General features: G+C 72.4%; 17 protein-coding genes and 2 tRNA genes. 8 read left to right on the forward strand and 11 right to left on the reverse strand.

Annotation, left to right across the window (positions count from 1 at the left end):
* Window positions 1-196 precede the first annotated feature (196 nt).
* A complete protein-coding gene (locus V3T34_RS18915; protein WP_305077256.1) occupies window positions 197-1501 on the reverse strand; it encodes a chloride channel protein in 1305 nt (434 codons plus the stop codon).
* A 121-nt stretch (window positions 1502-1622) separates the two neighbouring features.
* On the opposite strand from V3T34_RS18915, the gene panE reads away from it, so the two are divergent.
* Entirely contained in the window at window positions 1623-2555 is a 933-nt protein-coding gene (gene panE / locus V3T34_RS18920) for a 2-dehydropantoate 2-reductase (protein WP_305077255.1), read from the forward strand.
* Window positions 2556-2686: 131 nt separating this feature from the next.
* Here the strand turns inward: panE and V3T34_RS18925 are convergent, their stop codons facing one another.
* Both V3T34_RS18925 and V3T34_RS18930 read right to left on the reverse strand, forming a co-directional pair.
* On the reverse strand, window positions 2687-5371 hold the full coding sequence (locus V3T34_RS18925) for an AbfB domain-containing protein (protein WP_305077254.1): 2685 nt from the start codon (window positions 5369-5371) through the stop codon (window positions 2687-2689).
* A gap of 86 nt (window positions 5372-5457) precedes the next feature.
* On the reverse strand, window positions 5458-6078 hold the full coding sequence (locus V3T34_RS18930; RefSeq protein ID WP_305077253.1) for a thioredoxin domain-containing protein: 621 nt from the start codon (window positions 6076-6078) through the stop codon (window positions 5458-5460).
* 1124 nt (window positions 6079-7202) lie between these two features.
* Between V3T34_RS18930 and gph the strand changes: the two genes are divergently transcribed.
* Window positions 7203-7916, forward strand: coding sequence for a phosphoglycolate phosphatase (gene gph / locus V3T34_RS18935; protein WP_305077252.1), 714 nt, complete (start codon window positions 7203-7205; stop codon window positions 7914-7916).
* Between the two features lie 287 nt (window positions 7917-8203).
* Here the strand turns inward: gph and V3T34_RS18940 are convergent.
* From V3T34_RS18940 to V3T34_RS18950, 3 genes are all read right to left on the reverse strand, one after another.
* Window positions 8204-8278: transfer RNA gene (locus V3T34_RS18940), tRNA-Val, on the reverse strand.
* A gap of 123 nt (window positions 8279-8401) precedes the next feature.
* Window positions 8402-8476, reverse strand: a tRNA-Val gene (locus tag V3T34_RS18945).
* Between the two features lie 63 nt (window positions 8477-8539).
* On the reverse strand, window positions 8540-10330 hold the full coding sequence (locus V3T34_RS18950; protein ID WP_305077251.1) for an ABC transporter ATP-binding protein/permease: 1791 nt from the start codon (window positions 10328-10330) through the stop codon (window positions 8540-8542).
* 533 nt (window positions 10331-10863) lie between these two features.
* On the opposite strand from V3T34_RS18950, the gene V3T34_RS18955 reads away from it, so the two are divergent.
* From V3T34_RS18955 to V3T34_RS18980, 6 genes are all read left to right on the forward strand, one after another.
* Window positions 10864-11508, forward strand: a complete 645-nt coding sequence (locus V3T34_RS18955; RefSeq protein WP_305077250.1) for a 2OG-Fe(II) oxygenase — start codon at window positions 10864-10866, stop codon at window positions 11506-11508.
* Between the two features lie 149 nt (window positions 11509-11657).
* The gene (locus tag V3T34_RS18960) at window positions 11658-12560 is read left to right on the forward strand and encodes a hypothetical protein (RefSeq protein ID WP_305077249.1); all 903 of its coding nucleotides are present in this window, start codon (window positions 11658-11660) and stop codon (window positions 12558-12560) included.
* Between the two features lie 163 nt (window positions 12561-12723).
* Window positions 12724-13638 (forward strand): ParA family protein, encoded by a 915-nt coding sequence (locus V3T34_RS18965; RefSeq protein WP_305077248.1) that lies wholly within the window; start codon window positions 12724-12726, stop codon window positions 13636-13638.
* A complete protein-coding gene (locus V3T34_RS18970; RefSeq protein ID WP_305077247.1) occupies window positions 13628-14272 on the forward strand; it encodes a hypothetical protein in 645 nt (214 codons plus the stop codon). The genes V3T34_RS18965 and V3T34_RS18970 overlap by 11 nt, the downstream gene beginning before the upstream one ends.
* A 13-nt stretch (window positions 14273-14285) precedes the next feature.
* Window positions 14286-15404 carry a hypothetical protein gene (locus tag V3T34_RS18975; protein ID WP_331369264.1) on the forward strand — a complete coding sequence of 373 codons (1119 nt, stop codon included), beginning with the start codon at window positions 14286-14288 and terminating at the stop codon, window positions 15402-15404.
* A 653-nt stretch (window positions 15405-16057) separates the two neighbouring features.
* Entirely contained in the window at window positions 16058-16936 is an 879-nt protein-coding gene (locus tag V3T34_RS18980; protein WP_060848083.1) for an alpha/beta fold hydrolase, read from the forward strand.
* 21 nt (window positions 16937-16957) lie between these two features.
* Here the strand turns inward: V3T34_RS18980 and trpC are convergent, their stop codons facing one another.
* The 5 genes from trpC to V3T34_RS19005 all read right to left on the reverse strand — a co-directional run bounded on the left by trpC (window position 16958) and on the right by V3T34_RS19005 (window position 21354).
* Window positions 16958-17806 (reverse strand): indole-3-glycerol phosphate synthase TrpC, encoded by an 849-nt coding sequence (trpC, locus tag V3T34_RS18985; protein ID WP_060848082.1) that lies wholly within the window; start codon window positions 17804-17806, stop codon window positions 16958-16960.
* Between the two features lie 161 nt (window positions 17807-17967).
* Window positions 17968-18981, reverse strand: a complete 1014-nt coding sequence (trpD, locus tag V3T34_RS18990) for an anthranilate phosphoribosyltransferase (RefSeq protein ID WP_091884101.1) — start codon at window positions 18979-18981, stop codon at window positions 17968-17970.
* Window positions 18982-19027: 46 nt separating this feature from the next.
* Window positions 19028-19663 (reverse strand): anthranilate synthase component II, encoded by a 636-nt coding sequence (locus tag V3T34_RS18995; protein WP_305077245.1) that lies wholly within the window; start codon window positions 19661-19663, stop codon window positions 19028-19030.
* Window positions 19664-19824: 161 nt separating this feature from the next.
* A complete protein-coding gene (locus V3T34_RS19000) occupies window positions 19825-20535 on the reverse strand; it encodes a Bax inhibitor-1/YccA family protein (RefSeq protein WP_060848080.1) in 711 nt (236 codons plus the stop codon).
* 39 nt (window positions 20536-20574) lie between these two features.
* Entirely contained in the window at window positions 20575-21354 is a 780-nt protein-coding gene (locus tag V3T34_RS19005) for an anti-sigma factor family protein (RefSeq protein WP_305077244.1), read from the reverse strand.
* Window positions 21355-21377 lie beyond the last annotated feature (23 nt).

Here is a 21377-nt window from a genome sequence, read left to right on the forward strand (position 1 = left end):
GGAGCGTTCCCCGTCCCCTCCCACTTCGGAGCCGAAATCCATGGCCTCCCCGTCGACCCCCGCGACCGGTCCCGCCGCCCCCGGTCTCCTCGCCGGCTTGCTGCGGCTGTGGCACGAGCACAACCGCCGCCTCGCCCAGGTCGGCGCGCTGCCGCTCTGACGATCCGCCCGCGCAAGGTCTGACGACGGCCCGTCCTCAAGCCGGGCCGTTCACCTGCGGCGCGTGGGCCGGGCGCCCGGTGAGGCGCTCGACCATCGGCTCGGCGAGCGCGTGGTAGAGCCCCTCGGGGCAGACGAGCTTCGAGGTCGCGTCCGCGATCAGCGCCGCGACCATCAGGGGGATCACCAGGGCGTGGTTCTCCGTCATCTCCGAGACGATCACGAACGAGGTGATCGGCGCCTGGAGCACGCCGGTGAGGTAGGCCACCATGCCGACCAGCACCACGGCGCCGACCGGCACGCCCTGGAACAGCCCGGCGACCTCGGCGCCCAGGCCCGCCCCGACCGCCAGCGAGGGCGCGAACAGCCCGCCCGGGATGCCGCTGATCGACGACAGCGTGGTGGCGACGAACTTCATCGGGCCGAACCACGCATGGGTCTCGGCGGTGCCGTGCAGAAGCGCCTTCGCCTGCTCGTAGCCGGTGCCGTAGATGTGCCCGTCGGTCGCGAGCCCGCACAGGGCGACGCCGAGGCCGCACAGCGCCGCGAAGATCACCGGCCGGTTCGCGACGAAGCGCCCGGCCATCCCCGGCAGGCCGCGGGAGACCGCGATGACGATGCGGCTGAACAGCCCGCCGAACAGGCCGCCGAGCACGCCGCAGACCGGCACCACCGCCCAGGCCCGCCCGAGCGGCAGCGTGTCGCCGGTGGTGCCGAAATAGGTGTAGTTGCCCACGAGCGCGAGCGAGGTCAGGCCCGCCGCGATGATCGCCCCGAGGATCAGGCTCGAGGTCTTGGCCTCGTAGGAGCGGCTGAGCTCCTCGATGCCGAACACGATGCCGGCGAGGGGCGTGTTGAAGGCCGCCGCCACGCCGGCGGCGCCCCCGGCGAGCAGAAGCCCGCGCTGGCGCTCCGGCGCGAACCGCCCGGCCGCCGCCATCAGGGCCGCGCCGACCTGCACCGTCGGCCCCTCGCGCCCGGTCGAGGCACCGCAGAACAGCCCGAGCGTCATCACCACGATCTTGCCGGCGGCGACCCGCAGCGAGATCAGGCGGTGGCGCAACGAGGGCTCCGCGATGTCGCGCGCGGCGATCACCTGCGGGATGCCGCTGCCCTGCGAATTGGGAAAGACCGTGCGGGCGAGGAGGGCCGCGAGCCCGAAGCCGAAGGGCGTGAGCACCAGCGCGATCAGCGGGGAGATCCCCAGTACCACCCGGAAGCCCGCCTGCGCGGCATCCGCGAGCGTCGCCATCAGCACCGCCGCGCCGCCGACCGCGATGCCGCCGACCACGAACAGGCCGCGACGGGCCCACAACCCGGCGAGATCCCGCGCCCCGGGCATCCGCCCCCTCAAACCCCGCACCGTCGCACCCCCGCGAAGACAGCCTGACCGATGGGCACCTTGGACGAAGCCGTCGGGAATGCGAAGCTTCTGTGAAGCAGGACGGGCAGGAGGAGACCGCATGCGGGTGCTGGTGGTGGGCGCCGGAGCGACCGGTGGATATTTCGGGGCCCGGCTCGCCGCGGCGGGGCGCGACGTGACCTTCCTGGTCCGCCCGGCCCGGGCGGCGCGGCTGGCGGAGAGCGGCCTGCCGGTCAGGAGCCCGCTCGGGGATTTCCGGATCGAGGCGCCGAAGACCGTGACGGCGGGCGCGATCCCCGCACCGTTCGACCTCGTGCTCCTGAGCTGCAAGGCCTACGACCTCGCGGGCGCCCTCGACGACGTCGCCCCGGCGGTCGGTCCGGACACGATGGTGCTGCCGATCCTCAACGGGATGGCGCATCTCGACGCCCTCGATGCCCGCTTCGGGCGCGAGCGGGTGCTCGGCGGCTCCTGCGCCATCGCGGCGACGCTCGCGCCCGACGGCACGATCGTCCAGATGAGCGAGCTGCACGCGCTCACCTTCGGCGAGCGGGACGGAACGCGCTCGGCGCGCATCGCCCGGGTCGCGGCCGTGATGGAGGGGGCGGGCTTCGCGGCCAGGCTCAGCGAGAAGATCCTGCTCGAGATGTGGGAGAAGTGGGTCTTCCTCGCGACGCTGGCCGCCGGCACCTGCCTGATGCGGGCGCCCGTGGGCGACATCGTCGCCGCCCCGGGCGGGCGCGAGGTCATGCTCGGCCTGTTCGAGGAATGCCGCGCCATCGCGGCGGCGGCGGGCGAGGCGCCGCGGGAGAAGTTCGCCGAGACGAGCCGCGGCACCCTGACGGCGGCGGGCTCCGGCTTCACGGCCTCGATGCTGCGCGACATCGAGAAGGGCGCCCGGATCGAGGCCGACCACATCGTCGGCGACCTTCTCGATCGCGGCCGCGCGGCCGACCCCGACGGCGACCGGCCGCACCTCGCGGCGGCCTACACCCACCTGAAGGCCTACGAGAGCCGGCGGGCGCGGGGCTGAGCGGACCGACCGCCGGCTCCGATCGCCGGTCCCCCTCTCCCGACTGGGAGAGGGCATCTCCCGCTCGATTCGAGGAGGGGATGTCCCGCGCCGCGCCGGCCCCCTGCGGGGCCGCGTCCGGGCCGGGGCTGCTACTGCGACAGGAAGGTCTGGTTGCCGCCGCCGTGGCAGGTCCAGGCCGCCGTCACCGCGCCGGGCGCGGTCGAGCCGCCCCAGACGTCGACGCAGAGCCCGGCATTGTTGACCGAGACCAGCGCGTTGCCGCCGTTCTGCGCGCGCGCCGTCCAGGCCTGGTTGGTGCCGCCGTTGCAGACCCACTGGGCGATCGGCGTGCCGGGGGCGGCCGGGGGCTTGAGAAGGCTGAGATCGAGGCACTTGCCGGACGCCTTGTTGACGTAGGCCGTGCCGCCGTTGCCGGCCGTCGGGGTCCAGGTCTGCTCGGCCGCACCGGTGCAGGCCTGCTGCGAGACGACCCCGCCGTCGCTGGTATCGCCGGCCGCGATCGACAGGCAGAGGCCCGAATGCTGGGCCTTGAGCACCGCGGCGCCGGGGGTCAGGCCCGGGGCCGGACAGAACGAGGCGTCCTGCTTGAACAGGTCGCCGCCGTCGGACTGGGCGATGTAGAAGCTGAAGTTCTGGTGGCGCAGGTAGTAGCCCGGCCAGTCGATCGATTCGTAGGACGTGCACGGGCCGGTATTGCAGCCGCAATTGCCGGCGAGCCCCGCCCGCGGGGTGAAGGTCGCGCCGCGCTTGAAGACGTCGCCGCCGTCGTTGGCCTGCTGGTAGATCTGGAAGTTCTGGTGGCGCAGGTACTGGCCGGACGCCGTGCTCGACTGGAACGACACGCCCTGACCGGCGAGCCCCGGCATCAGCCGGAACGTCGCCTGCTGGCGGTCGGCGGCGCTGGCCGGCACGACGAGCCGCGCGGTGCCGCCGACATTGGCGAGGTAGCTCGTCGGGTAGTTGCTCGCCTGCAGGCTTACCGCCGCGCCGGTGGCCGCGGTCGTGCCGGTGCCGCCGGTCCCTGTGCCGGTGCCGCCCCCGCCCGTGCCGCCGGCTCCGCCGCCCGCCTGGCCGCCGCCGGTCCCGGTTCCGGCCGCCGCGACCGCGGGCGCCGACACCTGGCTCGGGGCCGCGACGCCGGCGCCGAGCGCCACGATCACGCCGGGCGAGGGCACGCCCTTCTGGTCGATCGCGACGAGCTGGTAGTAGCCGGGGGGCGCGACGTTGGCCGAGGCCGGGGCCTGCACGGTCACGGCGGTGCCGGCCTGGGTGAAGGCGACGGCGTGCCGGCGCTGGGCCGCGTTGAAGCTGTGCGTCGTCGCGCTCAGGCCGACCAGGACCACCTGGGCGAGGCCGTTCTGCGAGGTCAGCTCGACCTGCATCGCCTGGCCGTGCTGGAGCTGCACGGTCGAGAGGCTGACGATCTGCGGGCGCGGCGCCAGCGCGGTCTTCCCGTTCACGGTGGTGAACAGGTAGGGCGGGTAGAACACCTCGGCGTTCTGGTTCGCCACCGGGCCCGGGGCGCCGCCACCGGCGAGCAGCACGGCGCCGTTCTGCAGCAGGATCGCGCTCGAATGGTAGCCGCGATAGACCCCGCCCGACGCGCCCGCCGACCAGCGCCCGGTCTTCGGATCCCAGATCTCCGATTGCAGCACGGTGTCGCCGTCGGCCCGGTCGTTCCACTTGCTGCCGCCGGTGACGGCGACCTGGCCGGTCGGCAGCACCGTGGCGTTGGCCCAGGCGCGGCCGACGCTCATCGGCGCGGTGTCGGTCACCACCGGCGCGCCGCCGTTGATGTCGATCACCGTGGCGCGGCTGCTCGACAGGAAGCCGTTGCCGTTGTCGTAGCTGTTGCCGCCGACCTGCAGGATGCGGCCGGTATCGAACATCGCCGCGGTCGAGACCGGGCCGACATTCGGCGCATCGAGGGCCGAGGATGCGTTGCGCTGCGGCTCCTTGAAGTTCGTCACCGTCACGGCGCCGTTTCCGGCGGGATCGAGGAACCACATCTTCTCCGAGCTGATGCCGAAGACCTTGCCGTTGGGGGCGACCCAGGCGCGGGGATACCACCACCTGTTGTTGTCCGGCCCGAACGCGTCGCGGCTCTTGGCGCCGAACAGGGTCCGCCACTGGGTGCCGTCGAAGACCTCCGGGGTCATCCCGGTCATGTAGCCCTTGTCGATGCTCCCCTGCGGGTCGGCCCAGCCGCCGAGATAGGGGTAGGAGCCGCCCATGATGAGCTGCTGGCCGTTGGGGAGGGTCAGCATGGTCGAGTAGTAGCGGTCGTTGGCGAGCTTGGCGCCCACCGCGGTCACCCCGGTGCCGGTGCCCTTGAAGAGCAGGCTGCCCTTGTCGTTGCCGTTGTCGAAGATGCCGCCGGCGATGAGCAGCGAACCGTCCGGCCGGAAGGCCTGGGCGGCGCAGAAGCTGTTGATGCCGCCGACGCCGCTGAAGGTCGCGTGACCGCCGCCGAAGCCCTGGGTCGGGTCCCAGGTGTCGAAGGTGCGCCCGTCCTGGGTGCCGGGATTGCCCCCCGGGGTGCCGAAGGACAGGACCTTGCCGCTCGGCAGGAGGCTCATGGTGACGGCGTTCATCGGCCAGCCCTGCACGCCCGAGAACACGCCCGTCGCCGGGGCGGCGTCGGGGAGCGGGAGGCCCGTCATCATCGGGTCGGCGACCGGGGCGACGACGACCCTGAACTGCGCGGCCTCGGCCGGGGAGAGGAGGCCGGTCGCCAGCATCGTGGCGGAGAGGAGGGCGGCGTCGCGCAGGCGCGTCGAGCGCCGGATCGCGGCGCGGGCGGGGTCGGTCATGGTCGGGTCTTCCGGAGCGGAGGGCGCACGGGCGGTGCGGGAACGGGAGGCGGGGAGCAGGGGACGGGAGGGGCGCGACGCCGGCTTTAGCGGGGGGCGTCGAGGCCCTGCGCGAACGTGTCGAGGAGGGCGATGTCGCCGGCGAGCCGCGGACGGTCGACCGGGTCGCCGCCGTAATTCGACGCGACCGCGCCGCGCCGGTCGAACAGCAGGATCTGCGGCGGCGGCTCCGGCAGCGCCGTCGCCGGATAGCGCAGCATCCGGGCGAGGGCGGTGCTCCAGGCCGGATCCCCGGAAAGGACGCGAAGCCGAGACCTCGCCCCGACGGTGCCGTGCGCGAAAGCCCGCAGAGTCTCGGACGAACCGCCGAACCCGATCGCGAGGAACACCGCGCGCTCGCGCAGGCCGTCCGGGAGCGATTGGGCCACCCGCTCGAGGTCGAGGGTGCGGGCGACGCAGACGATGGCGCAATCCGGCGCCACGAAGGACACGGCCACGATCCGGTCGCGCAGGTCGGCGGCGGTCAGCGCCACGCCGTACTGGTCGACCCGGCGCGCCGCCGCGCCGGCCGGCCACAGCAGGGCGTCGAGGTCGCTCGCCGCCGGCACCGCCCCGGCCATGCGCGGCTCGACCGCGGCGGTGCCGGCGCTGCCCCACAGCGGCAGGCCGAGGGCGAGGGCCGCGATGTGCTTCACGATCGGCCGCATGGCTCGATTCCACCAGTCCATCGCTCGAGATTTCACGATCGGGAGACTGGCGACCGGACGTTGATATCCGGTAATCGGGCGCGGATAACGAATCATGACCTGCATTCCGCAGCGGACGGAGGCGTCCTCGCGACTGCAACTTGCAGTATATTCCCGCCGGATCGCCCGGCAGGCTTAACGAGATCCGTCCGAACCCCGCGAAAACTCGCGAATCTTCCGGCATCCCGGATCGCGGCAGGGCGGCATCGGATCGTCGACCGGCCGGCCGTGGATCCACGGCGCGGGATCCGGGACCCGGAGCGCCGTTCGCGCAGTCGGCTACGAATCCCCCTTGACCGCTCCCGGGAGGAGGGGCAGCATAGTCTTCATCGAGTCGAACTCGAGGAGGTGGCCATGAATTCTCAAGGTTGCAGCCCTCACGCGACGCATACCGATGCCGGTGACCAGGAAACTCCACCGGACTACTTGCGACAGGGATAGTGGCTCCAGGGCGGACTGAATGCGGCACGGGGCCGAGACGGCCATCGCAATCGTGCCGCGCGAGAGTACACCCGCACCCTGGAACGTGGACCCTGCCCCTTAAGGCTCGTCGGTGCGCCGGCGGGCCTTCGTCGTTTCAGGGGCGTCGCGCCTCACGTCCCTCGCTTATCGACGCCACCGCGCGCGGCACGCTCGACGCAGAGGAAGACGGGTGCATTTTTAATGTGTCGTTAAGTTTTCGAAGCCGCACGAAGATCGCGACCAGCCGGCTACGAATCCCTCTTGACCCCATATCGATAGAGGAGCAGCATGATCCTCGTCGAGAAGAACTCGAGGAGGTGGCCATGAATTCTCAAGGTTGCAGCCCTCACGCGACACAGACCGATGCCGGTGACCAGGAAACTCCACCGGACTACTTGCGACAGGGATAGTGGCTCCAGGGCGGGCTGAATGCGGCACGGGGCCGAGACGGCCATCGCAATCGTGCCGCGCGAGAGCGCACCCGCACCCTGGAACGTGGACCCTGCCCCTTAAGGCTCGTCGGTGCGCCGGCGGGCCTTCGTCGTTTTGGGCAACCGGCATGGCCCCGTGCATGTCCGGCCTGTAAAGGAGGCGCCACACCCCGCCGCCAGCCGCGAGATTCCATGCCGAGCCAAGCCCCCACCCCCACGACCGCCGCCGGCCTCGCGCCGATCGTGGTGTTCGACCTCGACGGTACCCTGGCGGAGACGGCCGGCGACCTCATCGGCACGCTGAACGTGATCCTGGCGCAGGAAGGGCTGCCGCCAGTGGCTCTGTCGCAGGCGCGCGAGCTGATCGGGGCGGGCGCCCGGGCGCTGATCCAGCGCGGCTTCTCGGCCGGCGGGCGCGAGCTCACGCCGGCCAAGCTCGACGCGCTGTTCCGGGTCTTCCTGGCGCATTACGGCCAGCACCTGTGCGAGGTCTCGCACCTCTTTCCCGGTGTGATCGAGTCCCTCGACCGGCTCGAGGCGGCGGGCTACCGGCTCGCGGTCTGCACCAACAAGCCCGAGGAGCACTCGGTCCGCCTCCTGGAGCTGCTCGGCGTGAAGGGACGCTTCGCGGCGATCTGCGGCCGCGACACCTTCCCGTACTTCAAGCCCGATCCGCGCCACCTCACCGAGACGATCGCGCAAGCCGGCGGCGATCCGGCCCGTGCCGTGATGGTGGGCGATTCCCGCACCGACGTCGCCACCGCCAAGGCGGCCGGCATCCCGGTGGTGGCGGTGCCGTTCGGCTATACCGACGTGCCGGTGGAGGAGCTGGAGCCGGACGTGGTGATCCAGCATTTCGACGCGCTGTTCGAGGCGGTGCGGCGGCTCGATCCGGGCGCGGCCTGAGTGCCGGCGCGGCGGGCCGACACGCTCGCAGCCTGCGTGACGTGATGTCGAGGTGGCTCACGACCCTGCAACCTCGTTCCGAGGTCGGCCCATCCTCGATGGGCCGGCATCTCCGGATGACGTCGAGGGCTGGGACGCAAGAATCGCCGAAGCCATCATCCCGCAAGTCAAACGGATCCGTCGATGGATCCCGTTGCTGCGACGCGGAACTCGGGATGATGAAGAGACCGACGAGACCACGGTGAAAGTCGTTCGGACTTCGCCCCCGTCGTGATCTTCGGGGAAAATGGTGGGCGCGACAGGGATTGAACCTGTGACCCTTCGCGTGTGAAGCGAATGCTCTCCCGCTGAGCTACGCGCCCGGCTCGGCCGAGGTGCGGGAGACGAGGAGCCCGGAGGCACGCCCGTCGAAGGCCGAAACTCCGATCATCGAGGCGATGTGGCGTGGGGTGCCACGGCTCGACCGATCGAAACTGTATCAAGGGTGGTGGGCGCGACAGGGATTGAACCTGTGACCCTTCGCGTGTGAAGCGAATGCTCTCCCGCTGAGCTACGCGCCCTGTGAGCCGGCTTCTAGGCGGGGCGACGCGGCGCGTCAAGGCGCTTCGTCGCCCCGTTGTCGGCTACTCCGCCGGCACCGCCGCGGCGAGGTCGGTCGGCACGAAGCGGCCGTCCTCGCGGCGGGCCATGTCGATGCGCCGGTCGTGGAAGGCGGTCAGCGTCGAGCGGTGGCCGATCGACACGATGGTGGTGTCCGGCAGTTCCACGCGCAGCATGCGGTAGAGCGCGGCCTCGGTCGGCTCGTCGAGGGCGGCGGTGGCCTCGTCGAGGAAGAGCCAGTCGGGCTTGGCCAGAAGCGCCCGGGCGATGGCGAGGCGCTGCTGCTCGCCCAGCGACAGGGCCTGGGCCCAGGGCGCCTCCTCGTCGAGGCGCCCGGCGAGGTGCGGCAGCCGCGCCGCCTCCAGGGCCGCCCGGATCGCCGCGTCGTCGCGGCTGCCGGCGGGCTCGGGGTAGGTGGCGGCGGCACGCAGGGTCCCCATCGGCAGGTAGGGCCGCTGCGGCAGCAGCATCAGGCGGGCGCCCTCGGGCGTCGTCACCGAGCCCTCGCCGAACGGCCAGATGCCCGCGATGGCGCGAAACAGCGTCGACTTGCCCGAGCCCGAGGGGCCGGTGAGCAGCGTCGTCTCGCCGGGCCGGAACGAGAGGGCAGGGGCCTCGGCGATGCGCCGCCCGTCCGGCATGTCGAGGGCGAGGCCCTTGAGGTGCAGGCCGCGATCGGTCGCCGGGACGACCGAGAGCGCGCTGGCCGCCGCCATCGCGTCGGCCCGGCTCATCGCGGCGTCGAAGGTGGTGAGCCGGTCGACCTGCGCCTTGTAGTCGGCCAGCGTCACGTAGAACGTGATGAAGAACGACATCGCGCCCTCGACCCGCGCGAACGCGCCGGCGGTCTGCGTCATCACCCCGAGCGGGATCTGGCCGGCGAAGTAGTAGGGCGCCACCAGGACGTAGGGGATCACCGCGTTGACCTGCTGGTAGCTGGCCGTGAAGGCGGCGAGCTTCTTGCGGCGGTCGACGATGGCGTAGAAGTTTTTGATCAGCGAGGCGAAGCGCTCACCGAGCGAGACCTTCTCCGCCCGGGCGCCGTCGAGCAGCGCCACCTGCTCGCCATACTCGCGCAGGCGGGCGAGCGAGAAGCGGAAATCCGCCTCGCGGCGCTGCTGCTCGAAGTTGAGCCCGGCGAGCTTCCGGCCGATGCGGTGGGTGATCCAGGTGACCAGCGCTGAGTAGATCAGCGCGCCCCAGACCAGGAAGCCCGGCACGTGCCAGTCGGTTCCCGGCACCGTGAAGGCCGACGAGATGTTCCACAGGATCACCGAGAACGAGATCAGGTTCGAGACGGTCGAGATGACGTTGATGGCCAGCGACTGCGTCGTCTGGGTGAACTGGTCGATGTCGTCGGCGATGCGCTGGTCGGGGTTGTCGGCCTGGGCGCCCGAGAATCCCATGCGGTAATGGGTGTCGTTGCCGAGCCAGCGCTCGACGTAGTGCCGGGTCATCCAGGCCCGCCAGCGGATGCGCAGGAACGACTGGATCACGTACTGGATGATCGCGCTCGCCACATAGACCGCGGCCCACAAGCAGAACACCGAGAACAGCAGCGACCAGAACGCCGCCGCGTCCTTGCTCTGGATGGCGTTGAACCAGTCGCGGTTGAAGTACGAGATCCGCACGTTGATCGCCACTTGGGCGAACTCGATGCCGATCACCAGGGCCGCCATGGCGAGCGCGACCCAGCGTTCCTGCATCTTCACCGCCGGCAGCGGCCACAGCCGCACGGTCGTGACCTCGCGGGTGGTGTAGTAGGGATAGGCCAGGCGCCAGATCTGCAGGAGGGCCTGCTTCAAGCCGTGCATCGCGGTCTCCGGGCCGCCCGGGGGCGGGCCTTGGGCGGGCCCGCCTGGAGGGCGAGCCGGTGAAGGGGTGCGGTCGGGGCGCGGGCGCTCGGCGCCGCCCGTCGGCCGTTCCGCCATGGGTGGGTCCCGTGGCAGGACCATGGCACCGTCGCCGTTGCAAGTTAAACCGCGTCCATCTCGGCGCGGGCCCCGACGCCGAGGGCGTCCCGGGCTCTCGCCGGGATGCGCTCGCCGGGCCTTGGTGCACCTCACAAAACTCCCGCCGCAATGTCGCTGCCGCAGCAAGCCGGGGCAGTGATCGGGAGTTTTGTGAGAGACACTTGATCGCCAAGCCTTGCTCGCCAAGACGTGAACGCCGGAGAACCGGCAGGACGGCGGGCCGCCACGCCGCGCCGCCGCCGCAATCGGATCCGATGATCGGCGCCTCGCCCACCGTCCGGCCGGACGGCCGCAAGATCCGACGCGCGCGAGCAGCCCATGCTTTCCCTGTCGACGCCTCCCCATCCTGTCCTTCCCTTTCGGCAGCTTGCCCGGTGATCTCGTCCGCCCCGGCCGCGCCGGTCCTCGATCTCGACGCCGTGCGCGCTGCGCCGCTTGCGCGGGCGCCCTACCCCTACGTCCTCGGCCGGCAGGTGATCCGGCCCGAGGCGGTGCCCGCGCTCGCCTGCGACTTTCCCGCCATCGCCAAGCCCGGCTACCTCACGGTGGACGAGGTCGCCCTCTCGGGCCGGTTCGGGGATCTGGTCGCGGAGCTCGAGGGCGATGCCGTCTCGCGGGTGCTGGGCGAGAAGTTCGGGATCGACCTCGTCTCCCATCCGCGGCTGACCACGGTGATGGGCCGCTCGCAGCCGAAATACGGGGCGATCCACACCGACGGAGCCGCCAAGGTGCTGACGCTCCTGCTCTACCTGAACGACGCCTGGGAGGCGCCGGAAGCCGGGCGCCTGCGGGTGCTCTACGACGGCGAGCGGTTCGATCCCTACGCGGTCGAGGTGCCGCCCACGATGGGGACGATGTTCGCCTTCCTGCGCGGCGACACCTCCTGGCACGGCCACCGGCCCTTCGCGGGCGAGCGCCGGGTGGTGCAGGTCACCTGGATGCGGGACGCGGCCGAGCTGACGCGCAAGCGCCGGCGCAATCGCACGGCGCAGCTTTTCAAGGGCATCTTCCGCCGGTGAGGCGACCAGGGTGCCGGGCCTCCGGTCCGGCCGACTTCGCGGCACCGACGACTTGACGCATTCTCGCGGCCCTGAACCAATGGCCACAATGGCTTGCGAGCGCTCGACGACGTGACCGCCGGCATCGGCCGGGGCACCCTGGGGGTAGCATGAGGGCGTTTCACCGCGCGGGCCTGTTCGTGGCCGGCCTGTTGGGGCTGGCTGCCGCCGCCGGCTTGACCGGGGTCGGCCGCGCCGTCGCGCAGTCCGATCTCGAGATGCCCGCCGACGCGCCGGTGCTCTCGAAGCCCTACCGCTCCACGGTGCCGATCTTCCGCCGCCGCGCCCCGCCCCCGGACGCGGTGCCGGACGAGGCGGCCTCGTCGTCCGGCGGCTGGCGCGAGCCGCCGGGCCGCACCGCCATCCGCGACCGGGCCTCCCCGGAGGGCGGCAAGCGCGAAGGCGACAGGAACGAAGGTGGCAGGAACGAAGGCGGCAAGGCCGGGATCGGGCGATCGGACCTCGCCACGCCGGATCCCGGCCGCGGCGAGCCGGCGCCACGCGGCACGGCCCAGGGCGAGACGGGCTTCGGCCCGGTGAAGCCCGCCCCGGCGGGCGATCTCGCGCCCGACGACGAGGCGGAGGAGCGGGCACCCGCCCCGGCCGGCCGCGGGAGGCCGCGCGTGCCGCCCGATCCGCGCCGGGAGGCCCGGACCGGGCCGCGCGCGCCCGCCGCGGAGGTCGAGCGCATGCCCGAGGCGGAGCGGGACGAGGAGGAGGCGCCGGCCTATGCGGGCGTCTGGGGCCCGAGTGCCGCGGCCTGCGCCAAACGCCGCGCTGCCCGCCACGGCTTCCTGCCGGCGGTGATCCGGCCCGGCAGCGCCCGGGCCGGCAAGACCCTGTGCCGGTTCCACGACACGCGGCGCGAGGGCCGGACCTGGACCACGACGGCCGCCTGCCAGGCCGCCGGCCGACGCTGGACCTCGCGGGTGCGCCTGACCGTGGCGGGGAACCGCCTGACCTGGGCGAGCGAGCGCGGCTCGGCGAGCTACACCCGCTGCTCGGGCGGCTGAGCGCCGGCCGCGACCGGGCAACGTCGCCGGATCGTGCAACCGGCATTGACTCGACTCGAGCACCGGTGGTGGAAAGAGGCCTCGCCGTGAAGAGAGCCCCGATGGCCCCGTTCCGTCCGCCTGCCGCACCGCGGCGCCGTGCTTGCGCCCCACGGATATCCCCATGACCGGCAAGCTCCCGACGGGAAAGCTCGTCGCGGTCGCCAACATGAAGGGCGGCGTCGGCAAGACCACCAGCGTGGTGATGCTGGCCGACGCGCTCGCGGCCGGCGGCGCCTCGGTGCTGGTGATCGACCTCGATCCCCAGGCCAGCGCATCGGTGTGCTTTGCCGGCGACGCGATCCTCGCCGAGATGATCACCGGCGGGCGCACGCTCGACTATTATCTCGGATTGCGCATCGTCGACCGGGACAAGGCCGCCCTGCCGGACTTCATCCGCGCCCACGTCTCGAGCACCACCCATCTCGGCGAGCCGCTGCCGATCTCGCTCCTCGCCTCCGGCCCGTCGCTGCGCATCGTCGAGCGCGAGATCATCTACGCGCTCACCAAGCGCAAGTTCTCGATGCACGCTATCGAGGGCCACCTGTGGAAGCTCTTCCAGGAGGATTTCGCGCCGCTGCGCGACCAGTACGACTACGTGCTGTTCGATTGCGCGCCTGGCATCTCGCCGATGACCGAGGTGGCGATCCGGGCGAGCGACCTCGTGGTGGTCGCCTGCATCTCGGACTTCCTGTCCACCTACGGCCTCAAGGCGTTCTACGAGACGATCTGGGGCGTCGGCAGCGCCTCGGAGAGCATGCTGGCGCCCAGGCGGCCGCCGCACGTCCTGATCACCCGCTGGCAGAACACCAAGCAGCAGGCCACCACCTTCGCCACCCTGCAGGCGAGCGCCGCGGCGCAGGACGCGCGGTTCCGCCTGTTCCGCACCCGCGTGCCGCAATCGGCGGCGCTGGCGAACGCGCTCACCCTCGAGTATCAGACCTTTGCCAACAAGTATCGCGACGCCACCCGCGACCTGATCGGCGAGGTGATCACGCCGGTGGTGGCCGAGCTGAAGGAGGCCCTGGATGGCGCTTGAGATCGACGGCCTCGCGGTCCTGTGCGCGATCGCGGAGGCGCCCGAGGCCTTTCCGGCGATCCGCAGCGACGTGACCAAGGCCGCCCACGCCCTGGTGACCAAGCAGCTGAAGGCCAGGTCCCTCGATCTCCCGGGCCTGCGCGCGGTGCGCGAGGCGCTCGGGCCGCAGCCCCTGGCGCTGATCGTCGACGGGCTGAAGGACGCCGAGGTCAAGGCCCTGGCGACCCGCCTCGACAAGCACCATCCCGAGTTGAAGGACGGGCCGGCGGTGCTCCATCGCCGGCACCTGATGGCCCTCGCCGGGACCCTGGCGCCGGTCGCGGCCCCGGCGCCGAAGCCCAAGCCCGTCAAGGCACCCGCCAGGAAGACGGCCGCCAAGGCGGCAGACCCCAGGGCAGCCGACACCAAGGCGGCAGACACCAAGGCAGCGGACCCGAAGGCCGCGGCCCCCGACGTCCCAGTGCAGAACGGACCGGCCGCCAAGACGGCGGCCAAGACGGCCGCTGAAGGCAGGGCCGCGCCCGCCCACGGCAAGCCCGCGGCCGGCAAGGACACCGCGGGTGCGCCCACGGACGCCCTCGCCTCCGCGGCCATGGCCGCCCGGCCGCCCCGGCGCCCGCGCCAGCAGGATTGACGGGGCCGGGGCGATGGAGGATCCCGCCCCGAATCCGGGACGCCGGCGTGCGGCCGGTGCGTTCCTCGCGCTGTGCGCCGCCGGCCTCGCCGCGGCCGCGCCGGTGCTCTTGCCCGCCGCGGACCGGGCCTGGCACCTGCGCGCGGCCGCCGACGACCCGGAGGCGCTCGCGGCCCTGCGCCTGCCGGGCATCGCCGATGCCGAGCGCATCGGGGCCGGCCTCGACGCGGCGGTCGCGGCCGGCGACGACGACCTCGCCCGCAGCTTCCTGACGCTGGCCGAGGCGCGCGGGGTGCCGGTCTCGCCGGAGCGGCGGGCCCGGGTCGAGACGCTCGCCGCGGACGCACCGCGCCGGGCGCTGGCGGAGGCCGCCACCGGATTCGTCAGCGGGGAGGGGGCCGGCCCGGCCGGCCTCGCCGGGGCGGTGGCGGGCGACCTCGTCGGCTACGGCGACCTGCGCGACCTGTGGCGCGAGGGCGGGCGGCTGTCGCGGGGCGAATCCTACGATCCGCTGCTCCTCGGCCTCGCCGCCGCCGGGCTGGCCCTGACCGGGGCGACCGTCCTGTCCTTAGGCTCCAGCGTGCCGGTCCATGCCGGCACCACGACCCTGAAGCTCGCCGCCCGCACCGGCAAGCTGTCGCGCCCGCTGGCGGCACGCCTGACCCGTGCCGCCGCCGCATCCGTCGACCGGGAGGCCCTGGGGCTCGCCGCCGCCGCGGCCGGCCGGCTCGATCTCACCGCCCTGCGCCGGGGCACCGTGGGCGTGCTGCGCCCGGGGCCTTTTCGGGAAATCCGCGCCGTCGGCGAGGAGTCGGCCCGGATCCAGGCACGGCTCGGCACCCGGGGCACTCTCCAGGCCTTGTCGGTCGCGGAGAATGCCGACGACCTGCGCCGCGTCGCGCGCCTGTCGGAAGGGATGGGAGGGCGCACCCGCGCGGTGCTGGCGCTCCTCGGCCGCGGCGCCCTGGTGCTCGGATCCGGCCTGCTCGCCGTGCTCCAGGGGCTCTGGCTCGGCCTCGCCTGGTTCCTCGGCGCCGCGTTGTTCTGCCGCCGGGCCGGTACGGCGCTCGGCCGCCTGATCTGGCCCCGCCGCCCCCGCGACCACCGTGCCCGAGCCCCCGTCGCCGCCTGAACCGGCGTCCGGAACGGGGGACGTCCCGCCTTCAAAGTCTCGTCCGGAACGACAATGCAGCGCGACCGCCGGCCAGCATAACTCCAGACATCGAGCGGCTGCGGCTCAGCCGAACAAGGTGGCGAGCACGCTGCCGGCCGCCGCGACGGCCGCGAGCGTCACGATGAAGCGGATGTCGTCGAGTCTTTCCCTGATCACCGCCGAGCCTCCTCTGCCGTACGATTGGTGCCGTATAGGGCCCGAAGCGCGGCCGTGCAGTGTGCATTCGCACCCGTGTTTTACGAATGATGAACGCCGCCGGGGCGCCGGGCCCGATACTGGCGCCGGTCGGGGCCAAGCCTCTGCCGCGATGCGTGAAATGACGTGAAATCAGGGCCGTCGAGGCCGGCTTGGCCGTTGACAGGAGCCCTCGCACCTAAGAAAAAGGCCACACCGAAGTGTGGCCCAAGTCTAGGGAGGAAACGCCCAAAGAGGGCAGCAACGCCGCGACGCCATCGCCGCGTTGCCCAACCAAGCTAGGCCCTGCCCGCTCGGCTGGCAAGGGCCCGCTGGGCGTTCCGTGACATCCACGACGCAGGTGATGCGTCGCAGCAACGCTTCCGATCGCGGATCCGGTATCGTGCGCCGGCGTTTCGACTCTCGCCAGCCGCCGCATGCGGGAGAGAGCCGTGACGACGTCCCCCGAGCCCGCGACGCGGCGCATCCCGGTCCGCGGCCTCACGCTCCACGTGACCGAGGCAGGTCCCGCGGACGGCCCGCTCACCGTCCTGCTGCACGGCTTTCCCGAGACATGCCGGAGCTGGAAGCGGCAGATCGGCCCGCTCGCGGCCGCCGGCCTGCACGTCGTGGCGCCGGACCAGCGCGGCTACGGCGAATCGAGCCGGCCCGAGGGCGTTTCCGCCTACCATCTCGACCGGCTCGCCGACGACGTGATCGGCCTGTCCGACGCGCTCGGATCCGATCGCCTGCGCCTCGTCGGGCACGATTGGGGCGGGCTCGTCGCCTGGCAGGTGGCCGCCCGCTTCCCCGAGCGGATCGACAGGCTGGCGATCCTCAACGCGCCGCATCCGGACGTCTTCGGCGCCTATGCCCGGCGGCATCCGAGCCAGGCCCTGCGCAGCTTCTACGTCGGGTTCTTCCAGCTGCCCGGCCTGCCGGAGGCCCTGCTGCGGGCCGGCGATTGTGCCGCCTTGAAGCGCGCGCTCACCGCGTCGAGCCGCCCCGGCACCTTCGGGCCCGACGATCTCGCGGCCTACGCCGCCACCTGGCGCCGGCCCGGCGCGATTACCGCGATGCTGAACTGGTACCGGGCCCTGCGCCTCCCGCGCGATCCGGCCCCGGGGCCGATCCGGCCGCCGGTCCTGGTGCTGTGGGGCGAGCGCGACACGGCGCTCGAGCGGGGGCTAGCAGTCGAGAGCCTGCGCCTGTGCGCGCAGGGCTCCGTGCGGTACTTCCCCCAGGCGACGCACTGGCTCCAGCACGAGGAGCCGGAGGCGGTCAACGCGGCCCTGATCGGATTCCTGGCCGCGTGAATCCGAACCGCTCCCGTCGGATCAGGTTTGATCGCCGAACAGCAACCGCTGCGTCGCCGCCGTCACGTCGTCCTGCCGCATCAGGCTCTCGCCGACGAGCAGCGTGCGGATGCCCGCCCGGCCCAGCACCTGCGCGTCGGCGTGGCCGCCGATGCCGCTCTCGCCGACCAGGATCCGGTCCTTGGGCACCAGCGGGCTCAACCGCACGGCGGTGTCGAGGGAGACCTCGAAGGTGCGCAACGACCGGTTGTTGACCCCGATGAGCCGCGTGCCCAGCGGCAGGGCGCGCGCCAGCTCCGCCTCGTCGTGCACCTCGACCAGCACGTCCATGCCGAGATCGTGGGCGGTCTCGACCAGGGCGGCGGCCTCCTCGTCGTCGAGGCTCGCCATGATGACCAGGATGCAGTCGGCGCCCCAGGCCCGGGCCTCGACCACCTGGTAGGGCTCGAACAGGAAGTCCTTGCGCAGGACCGGCAGCGCGCAGGCATCGCGGGCCGCCGTCAGGTATTCGGGCTTGCCCTTGAACGAGGGCTCGTCGGTGAGCACCGACAGGCAGGCGGCCCCGCCCGCCTCGTAGGCGCGGGCCAAAGCCGGCGGATCGAAATCCTCGCGGATCAGGCCGCGGGACGGCGACGCCTTCTTGATCTCGGCGATCAGCGCGAAGCGATCCTGCGCGACATGCGCGGCGAGCGCGTCGGCGAAGCCCCGGGGCGGGTCCACCTTGGCGACGCGCTTCTCGAGTTCGGCGAGCGGCACGCGCAGCTTCGCCGCCGCGATCTCGCGCCGCTTGTAGGCCTCGATATGGGCGAGGATGTCGGCCGGGCGCGGCCGGGCCTCGTCCTCCGGGTGCGTCGTGTCGATGTCGGACAAGGCCGTGCCTCCCCTCGGGGATGTCGGGGGTCGATCGGGTATAACAGGAAAGCGGTCCGGGCGGGCGGCCCGGATGCGATCTAAGTGCCCCTCACGAAACTCCCGCCGCAATGTCGCCGCCACAGCAAGCCGAGGCGGTGATCGGGAGTTTCATGAGAGAACTAAGTGGTGGAGACGACCGCGAGGCGCTCCAGCACCGCCCGGGCGGCGCCGGTATCGATCGCCTGGGCGGCGCGGGCGACGCCGTCCTGCAGGCTCCCGACCCGACCGGCGACCACCAGGGCGGCCGCGGCGTTCAGGACGCCGATGTCGCGGTAGGGCGTGCGGGCGCCGTCGAGCACGGCGCGCAGGGCCGCCGCGTTGTGGGCGGGATCGCCGCCGCGCAGCTCCTCGGGCTGGGCGAGGCGCAGGCCCACCTCGCGCGGATCGAGGGTGAAGCGACGGATCGCGCCGTCCTCCAGGGCGACCACCGCGGTCGGGCCGGTGGTGGTGATCTCGTCGAGGCCGTCGGAGCCGTGCACGGTCCAGACCCGGCGGCTGCCGAGCTCGGCGAGCACCCGGGTCATCGGTTCGGCGAGCGAGGGGGCGTAGACGCCCAAGAGCTGCGCCGGCACGCCGGCCGGGTTGCACAGCGGCCCGAGCACGTTGAACAGGGTGCGGGTGCCGATCTCGACCCGCACCGGCGCGACGTGCCGCATCGAGGCGTGGTGCGCCTGGGCGAACATGAAGCACAGGCCGGCTTGCGCGAGGCAGCGGGCGAGGTGGTCGGGGGTGAGGCCGATGCCGACGCCCAGCGCCGACAGCACGTCGGCGGCACCCGACCGCGACGAGGCGGCGCGGTTGCCGTGCTTGGCCACCGGCACGCCGCAGGCGGCGGTGACGATGGAGGCCAGGGTCGAGACGTTGTAGCTGCCCGAATGGTCGCCGCCGGTGCCGACGATGTCGACCGCGCCCTCGGGCGCGACCACGCGGGTCATGCGCTCGCGCAGGGCCGCGGCGGCGCCGGTGATCTCGTCCAGAGCCTCGCCGCGGACGTGCAGCGCCATCAGGAAGGCGCCGGCCTGGGCGTGGGTCACCTCGCCGGAGAGCAGGTGATCGAAGGCGCGCCGCGCCTCCTCGCGCGTCAGCGCGGCGCCCGTGGCGACCTTCGCCAGGTAGGGCTTGAACGAGTCCATGACGATAACGAGCCTGATCTCAGCGCGGGCTTAGGGACCGGCCCCGTCAATGCACATCTCGGCCGCGCTTGTCACCCCGGACGGCCGGATTCCGTGCCTTGGCGTTCCAGGCGGCGGCGAGGTCGAGGAAGTTGCGCACCATCGTCTCGCCGTGCTGCGACAGGATGCTCTCGGGGTGGAACTGCACGCCGTGGACCGGCCGCTCGGCGTGCTCGAGCGCCATGATCAGCCCGTCGGCCTCCGCGGTGACGACGAGGCTCTGAGGGCAGGTCGTGCGCTCGACGACGAGCGAGTGGTAGCGCGTCGCCGCGAACGGGCCGTTGATGCCGCGAAACAGCCCGGTCGAGCGGTGGCGCACGCTCGACACCTTGCCGTGCATCGGGGCCGGCGCCCGCACCACGTCGCCGCCGAAGGCCTGGCCGATCGCCTGCAGGCCGAGGCAGACGCCGAGCATCGGGATCTCGTCGCTCAACTCCCGCACCGCGTCGAGGCAGACGCCCGCCTCGCTCGGCGTGCACGGCCCCGGCGACAGCACCAGGGCGTCGGGCGCGCGGCGGCGGATCTCGTCCACGGTGATCGCGTCGTTGCGCACGACCTCGACCGCGCCGGCGAGCGGCCCGATCAGGTGGACGAGATTCCAGGTGAAGGAATCGTAGTTGTCGATGACCAGGATGTCGGACATGGGATGCGCCTCTTGCGGCGCGGTGTGGGGCTTGGGGCGGCGCGAGGTCAAGGGGCCGGTCGCGCCGTCGCGGGCGCCGCGCGACATCAAAAAGCCCGCCCATCCCTCGCGGGGCAGGCGGGCATCAAGTCGAGGGTCCGTCCCTGTGGGCGGCTCGTCGCCTATTCCCGCTCGCCGGTCAGGCTCAGCAGCATCTGGAACAGGTTGATGAAGTTCAGGTAGAGCGACAGGGCGCCGAACACCGCGAGCTTGGACTTGGCTTCCTCGCCCCAGTTCTCGGCGTACTGCTCCTTGATCGACTGGGTGTCGTAGGCGGTCAGACCGGTGAAGATCACGACGCCGATGAGCGAGATCGCGAATTGCAGCGCGGATGAGGCCAGGAAGATGTTGACCAGGCTGGCGATGACGAGGCCGATCAGGCCCATCACCAGGAACGAGCCCATCTTCGAGAGGTCGCGCTTGGTGGTGTAGCCGTACAGGCTGGTCGCCCCGAACATCGCCGCGGTGATGAAGAACGTGCGGGCGATGCTGGTGCCGGTGAAGACCAGGAAGATCGAGGCCAGGGACAGGCCCATCACCCCGCAGAAGGTCCAGAACAGGGCGTGGGCGGTGGCGGCCGAGATCCGGTCGGCGCGGAACGACAGGACCATGATGAAGGCGAGCGGGGCCAGCATCACGACGTATTTCAGCGGCGTGCCGAAGAGCGGCTTGTAGAGCGCCGGGGTCGAGGAGACGCCGAGCGCCACGAGGCCGGTCAGCGCTAGGCCGAGGCCCATCGTGTTGTAGACCCGCAGCATGTGCCGCCGCAGGCCCTCGTCGAAGACCGCGCCGGCGGGGGCGGCGTGGGTCTGCCAAGCGAAGGGGGTGTTCATCGGGGAGGTCGCTCCGGGGGGGATGACGGGTGGCGGGGGTCAGTGCTGCAGGGCCGCCAGGGTGGCGGCGGCGCGGCCGAGATCGGGCTCGCTGCCCGACCCGCTCAGGGCGTAGGCCCCGCGCCCGGCGGTCCAGTAGACCGTGACGGCCTCCGGCGAGCGGACGATGGCGGGGGCGTGCGCCGCCGCATCGGCCGAGCGGGTGGCGAAGAGCGCGACCTTGCCGAGGCTGCCGGCATCGATCGCGACCTCGACGCCCGCGCCGCTGCGCGAGGGGAAGATCTGCATGTCGTCGACGCGCCAGTCGGCCGGCAGGTCGGGCAGGGCGATGCCGGTCGCCGCCTCGACCTCGCGCCGGTCGTAGGCCGGCGTCGGCCGCTGCGAGGCGACGCGGGCTCGCATCTGGGCGGCCTGGCGGGCCTGGAGCGCGTCCTCGACGAAGGCCGGCGAATGCGTCGAGGCGTTCGTGTTCTGCACGCCGAAATCACCGGTCTCGTTGTGCAGGAGCCAGCCGGTGCCGACCAGCATCGCGATCACCGCGGCGCGCTGCAGCCGAGCGCCGACGCGGCGCCAGGTCAGGGACCGGTCGAGGCGGCGGGCCGCCGCGGCGAGGCGTTCCGGGGTCGGGCCGGCCCACACGGCGCCGTCCCGCGCCGACCCGAACGCGGCGCAGAGCGCGTCGCGGGTGTGCAGGTCGGCCATCACCCGGGCCGCCACCTCGGGCCGCGCCGACAGGTGCTCCTCGACCTCGATCCGCCGGCCGAGATCGAGCTGGCCGTCGATGTAGGCGTTCAGGTCCGTTTCGGTGATCGGGTCCATCCTCGCCTCCGCTGCATGCTCTC

Source organism: Methylobacterium ajmalii (assembly GCF_036448855.1).
GTDB classification, from domain to species: Bacteria; Pseudomonadota; Alphaproteobacteria; order Rhizobiales; family Beijerinckiaceae; genus Methylobacterium; species Methylobacterium ajmalii.

Excerpts from the sequence above, each read along its gene's own strand:
- V3T34_RS18930 (WP_305077253.1), bottom strand. The coding sequence starts at position 6,078 with ATGCGGCCGATCGTGAAGCACATCGCGGCCCTCGCCCTCGGCCTGCCG.
- gph (WP_305077252.1), top strand. The coding sequence starts at position 7,203 with ATGCCGAGCCAAGCCCCCACCCCCACGACCGCCGCCGGCCTCGCGCCG.
- V3T34_RS18925 (WP_305077254.1), bottom strand. The coding sequence starts at position 5,371 with ATGACCGACCCCGCCCGCGCCGCGATCCGGCGCTCGACGCGCCTGCGC.
- V3T34_RS18970 (WP_305077247.1), top strand. The coding sequence starts at position 13,628 with ATGGCGCTTGAGATCGACGGCCTCGCGGTCCTGTGCGCGATCGCGGAG.
- V3T34_RS18950 (WP_305077251.1), bottom strand. The coding sequence starts at position 10,330 with ATGCACGGCTTGAAGCAGGCCCTCCTGCAGATCTGGCGCCTGGCCTAT.
- V3T34_RS18995 (WP_305077245.1), bottom strand. The coding sequence starts at position 19,663 with ATGTCCGACATCCTGGTCATCGACAACTACGATTCCTTCACCTGGAAT.
- V3T34_RS18915 (WP_305077256.1), bottom strand. The coding sequence starts at position 1,501 with ATGCCCGGGGCGCGGGATCTCGCCGGGTTGTGGGCCCGTCGCGGCCTG.
- V3T34_RS18975 (WP_331369264.1), top strand. The coding sequence starts at position 14,286 with ATGGAGGATCCCGCCCCGAATCCGGGACGCCGGCGTGCGGCCGGTGCG.
- panE (WP_305077255.1), top strand. The coding sequence starts at position 1,623 with ATGCGGGTGCTGGTGGTGGGCGCCGGAGCGACCGGTGGATATTTCGGG.
- trpD (WP_091884101.1), bottom strand. The coding sequence starts at position 18,981 with ATGGACTCGTTCAAGCCCTACCTGGCGAAGGTCGCCACGGGCGCCGCG.
- V3T34_RS18980 (WP_060848083.1), top strand. The coding sequence starts at position 16,058 with ATGCGGGAGAGAGCCGTGACGACGTCCCCCGAGCCCGCGACGCGGCGC.
- V3T34_RS18960 (WP_305077249.1), top strand. The coding sequence starts at position 11,658 with ATGAGGGCGTTTCACCGCGCGGGCCTGTTCGTGGCCGGCCTGTTGGGG.
- V3T34_RS19000 (WP_060848080.1), bottom strand. The coding sequence starts at position 20,535 with ATGAACACCCCCTTCGCTTGGCAGACCCACGCCGCCCCCGCCGGCGCG.
- V3T34_RS19005 (WP_305077244.1), bottom strand. The coding sequence starts at position 21,354 with ATGGACCCGATCACCGAAACGGACCTGAACGCCTACATCGACGGCCAG.
- V3T34_RS18965 (WP_305077248.1), top strand. The coding sequence starts at position 12,724 with ATGACCGGCAAGCTCCCGACGGGAAAGCTCGTCGCGGTCGCCAACATG.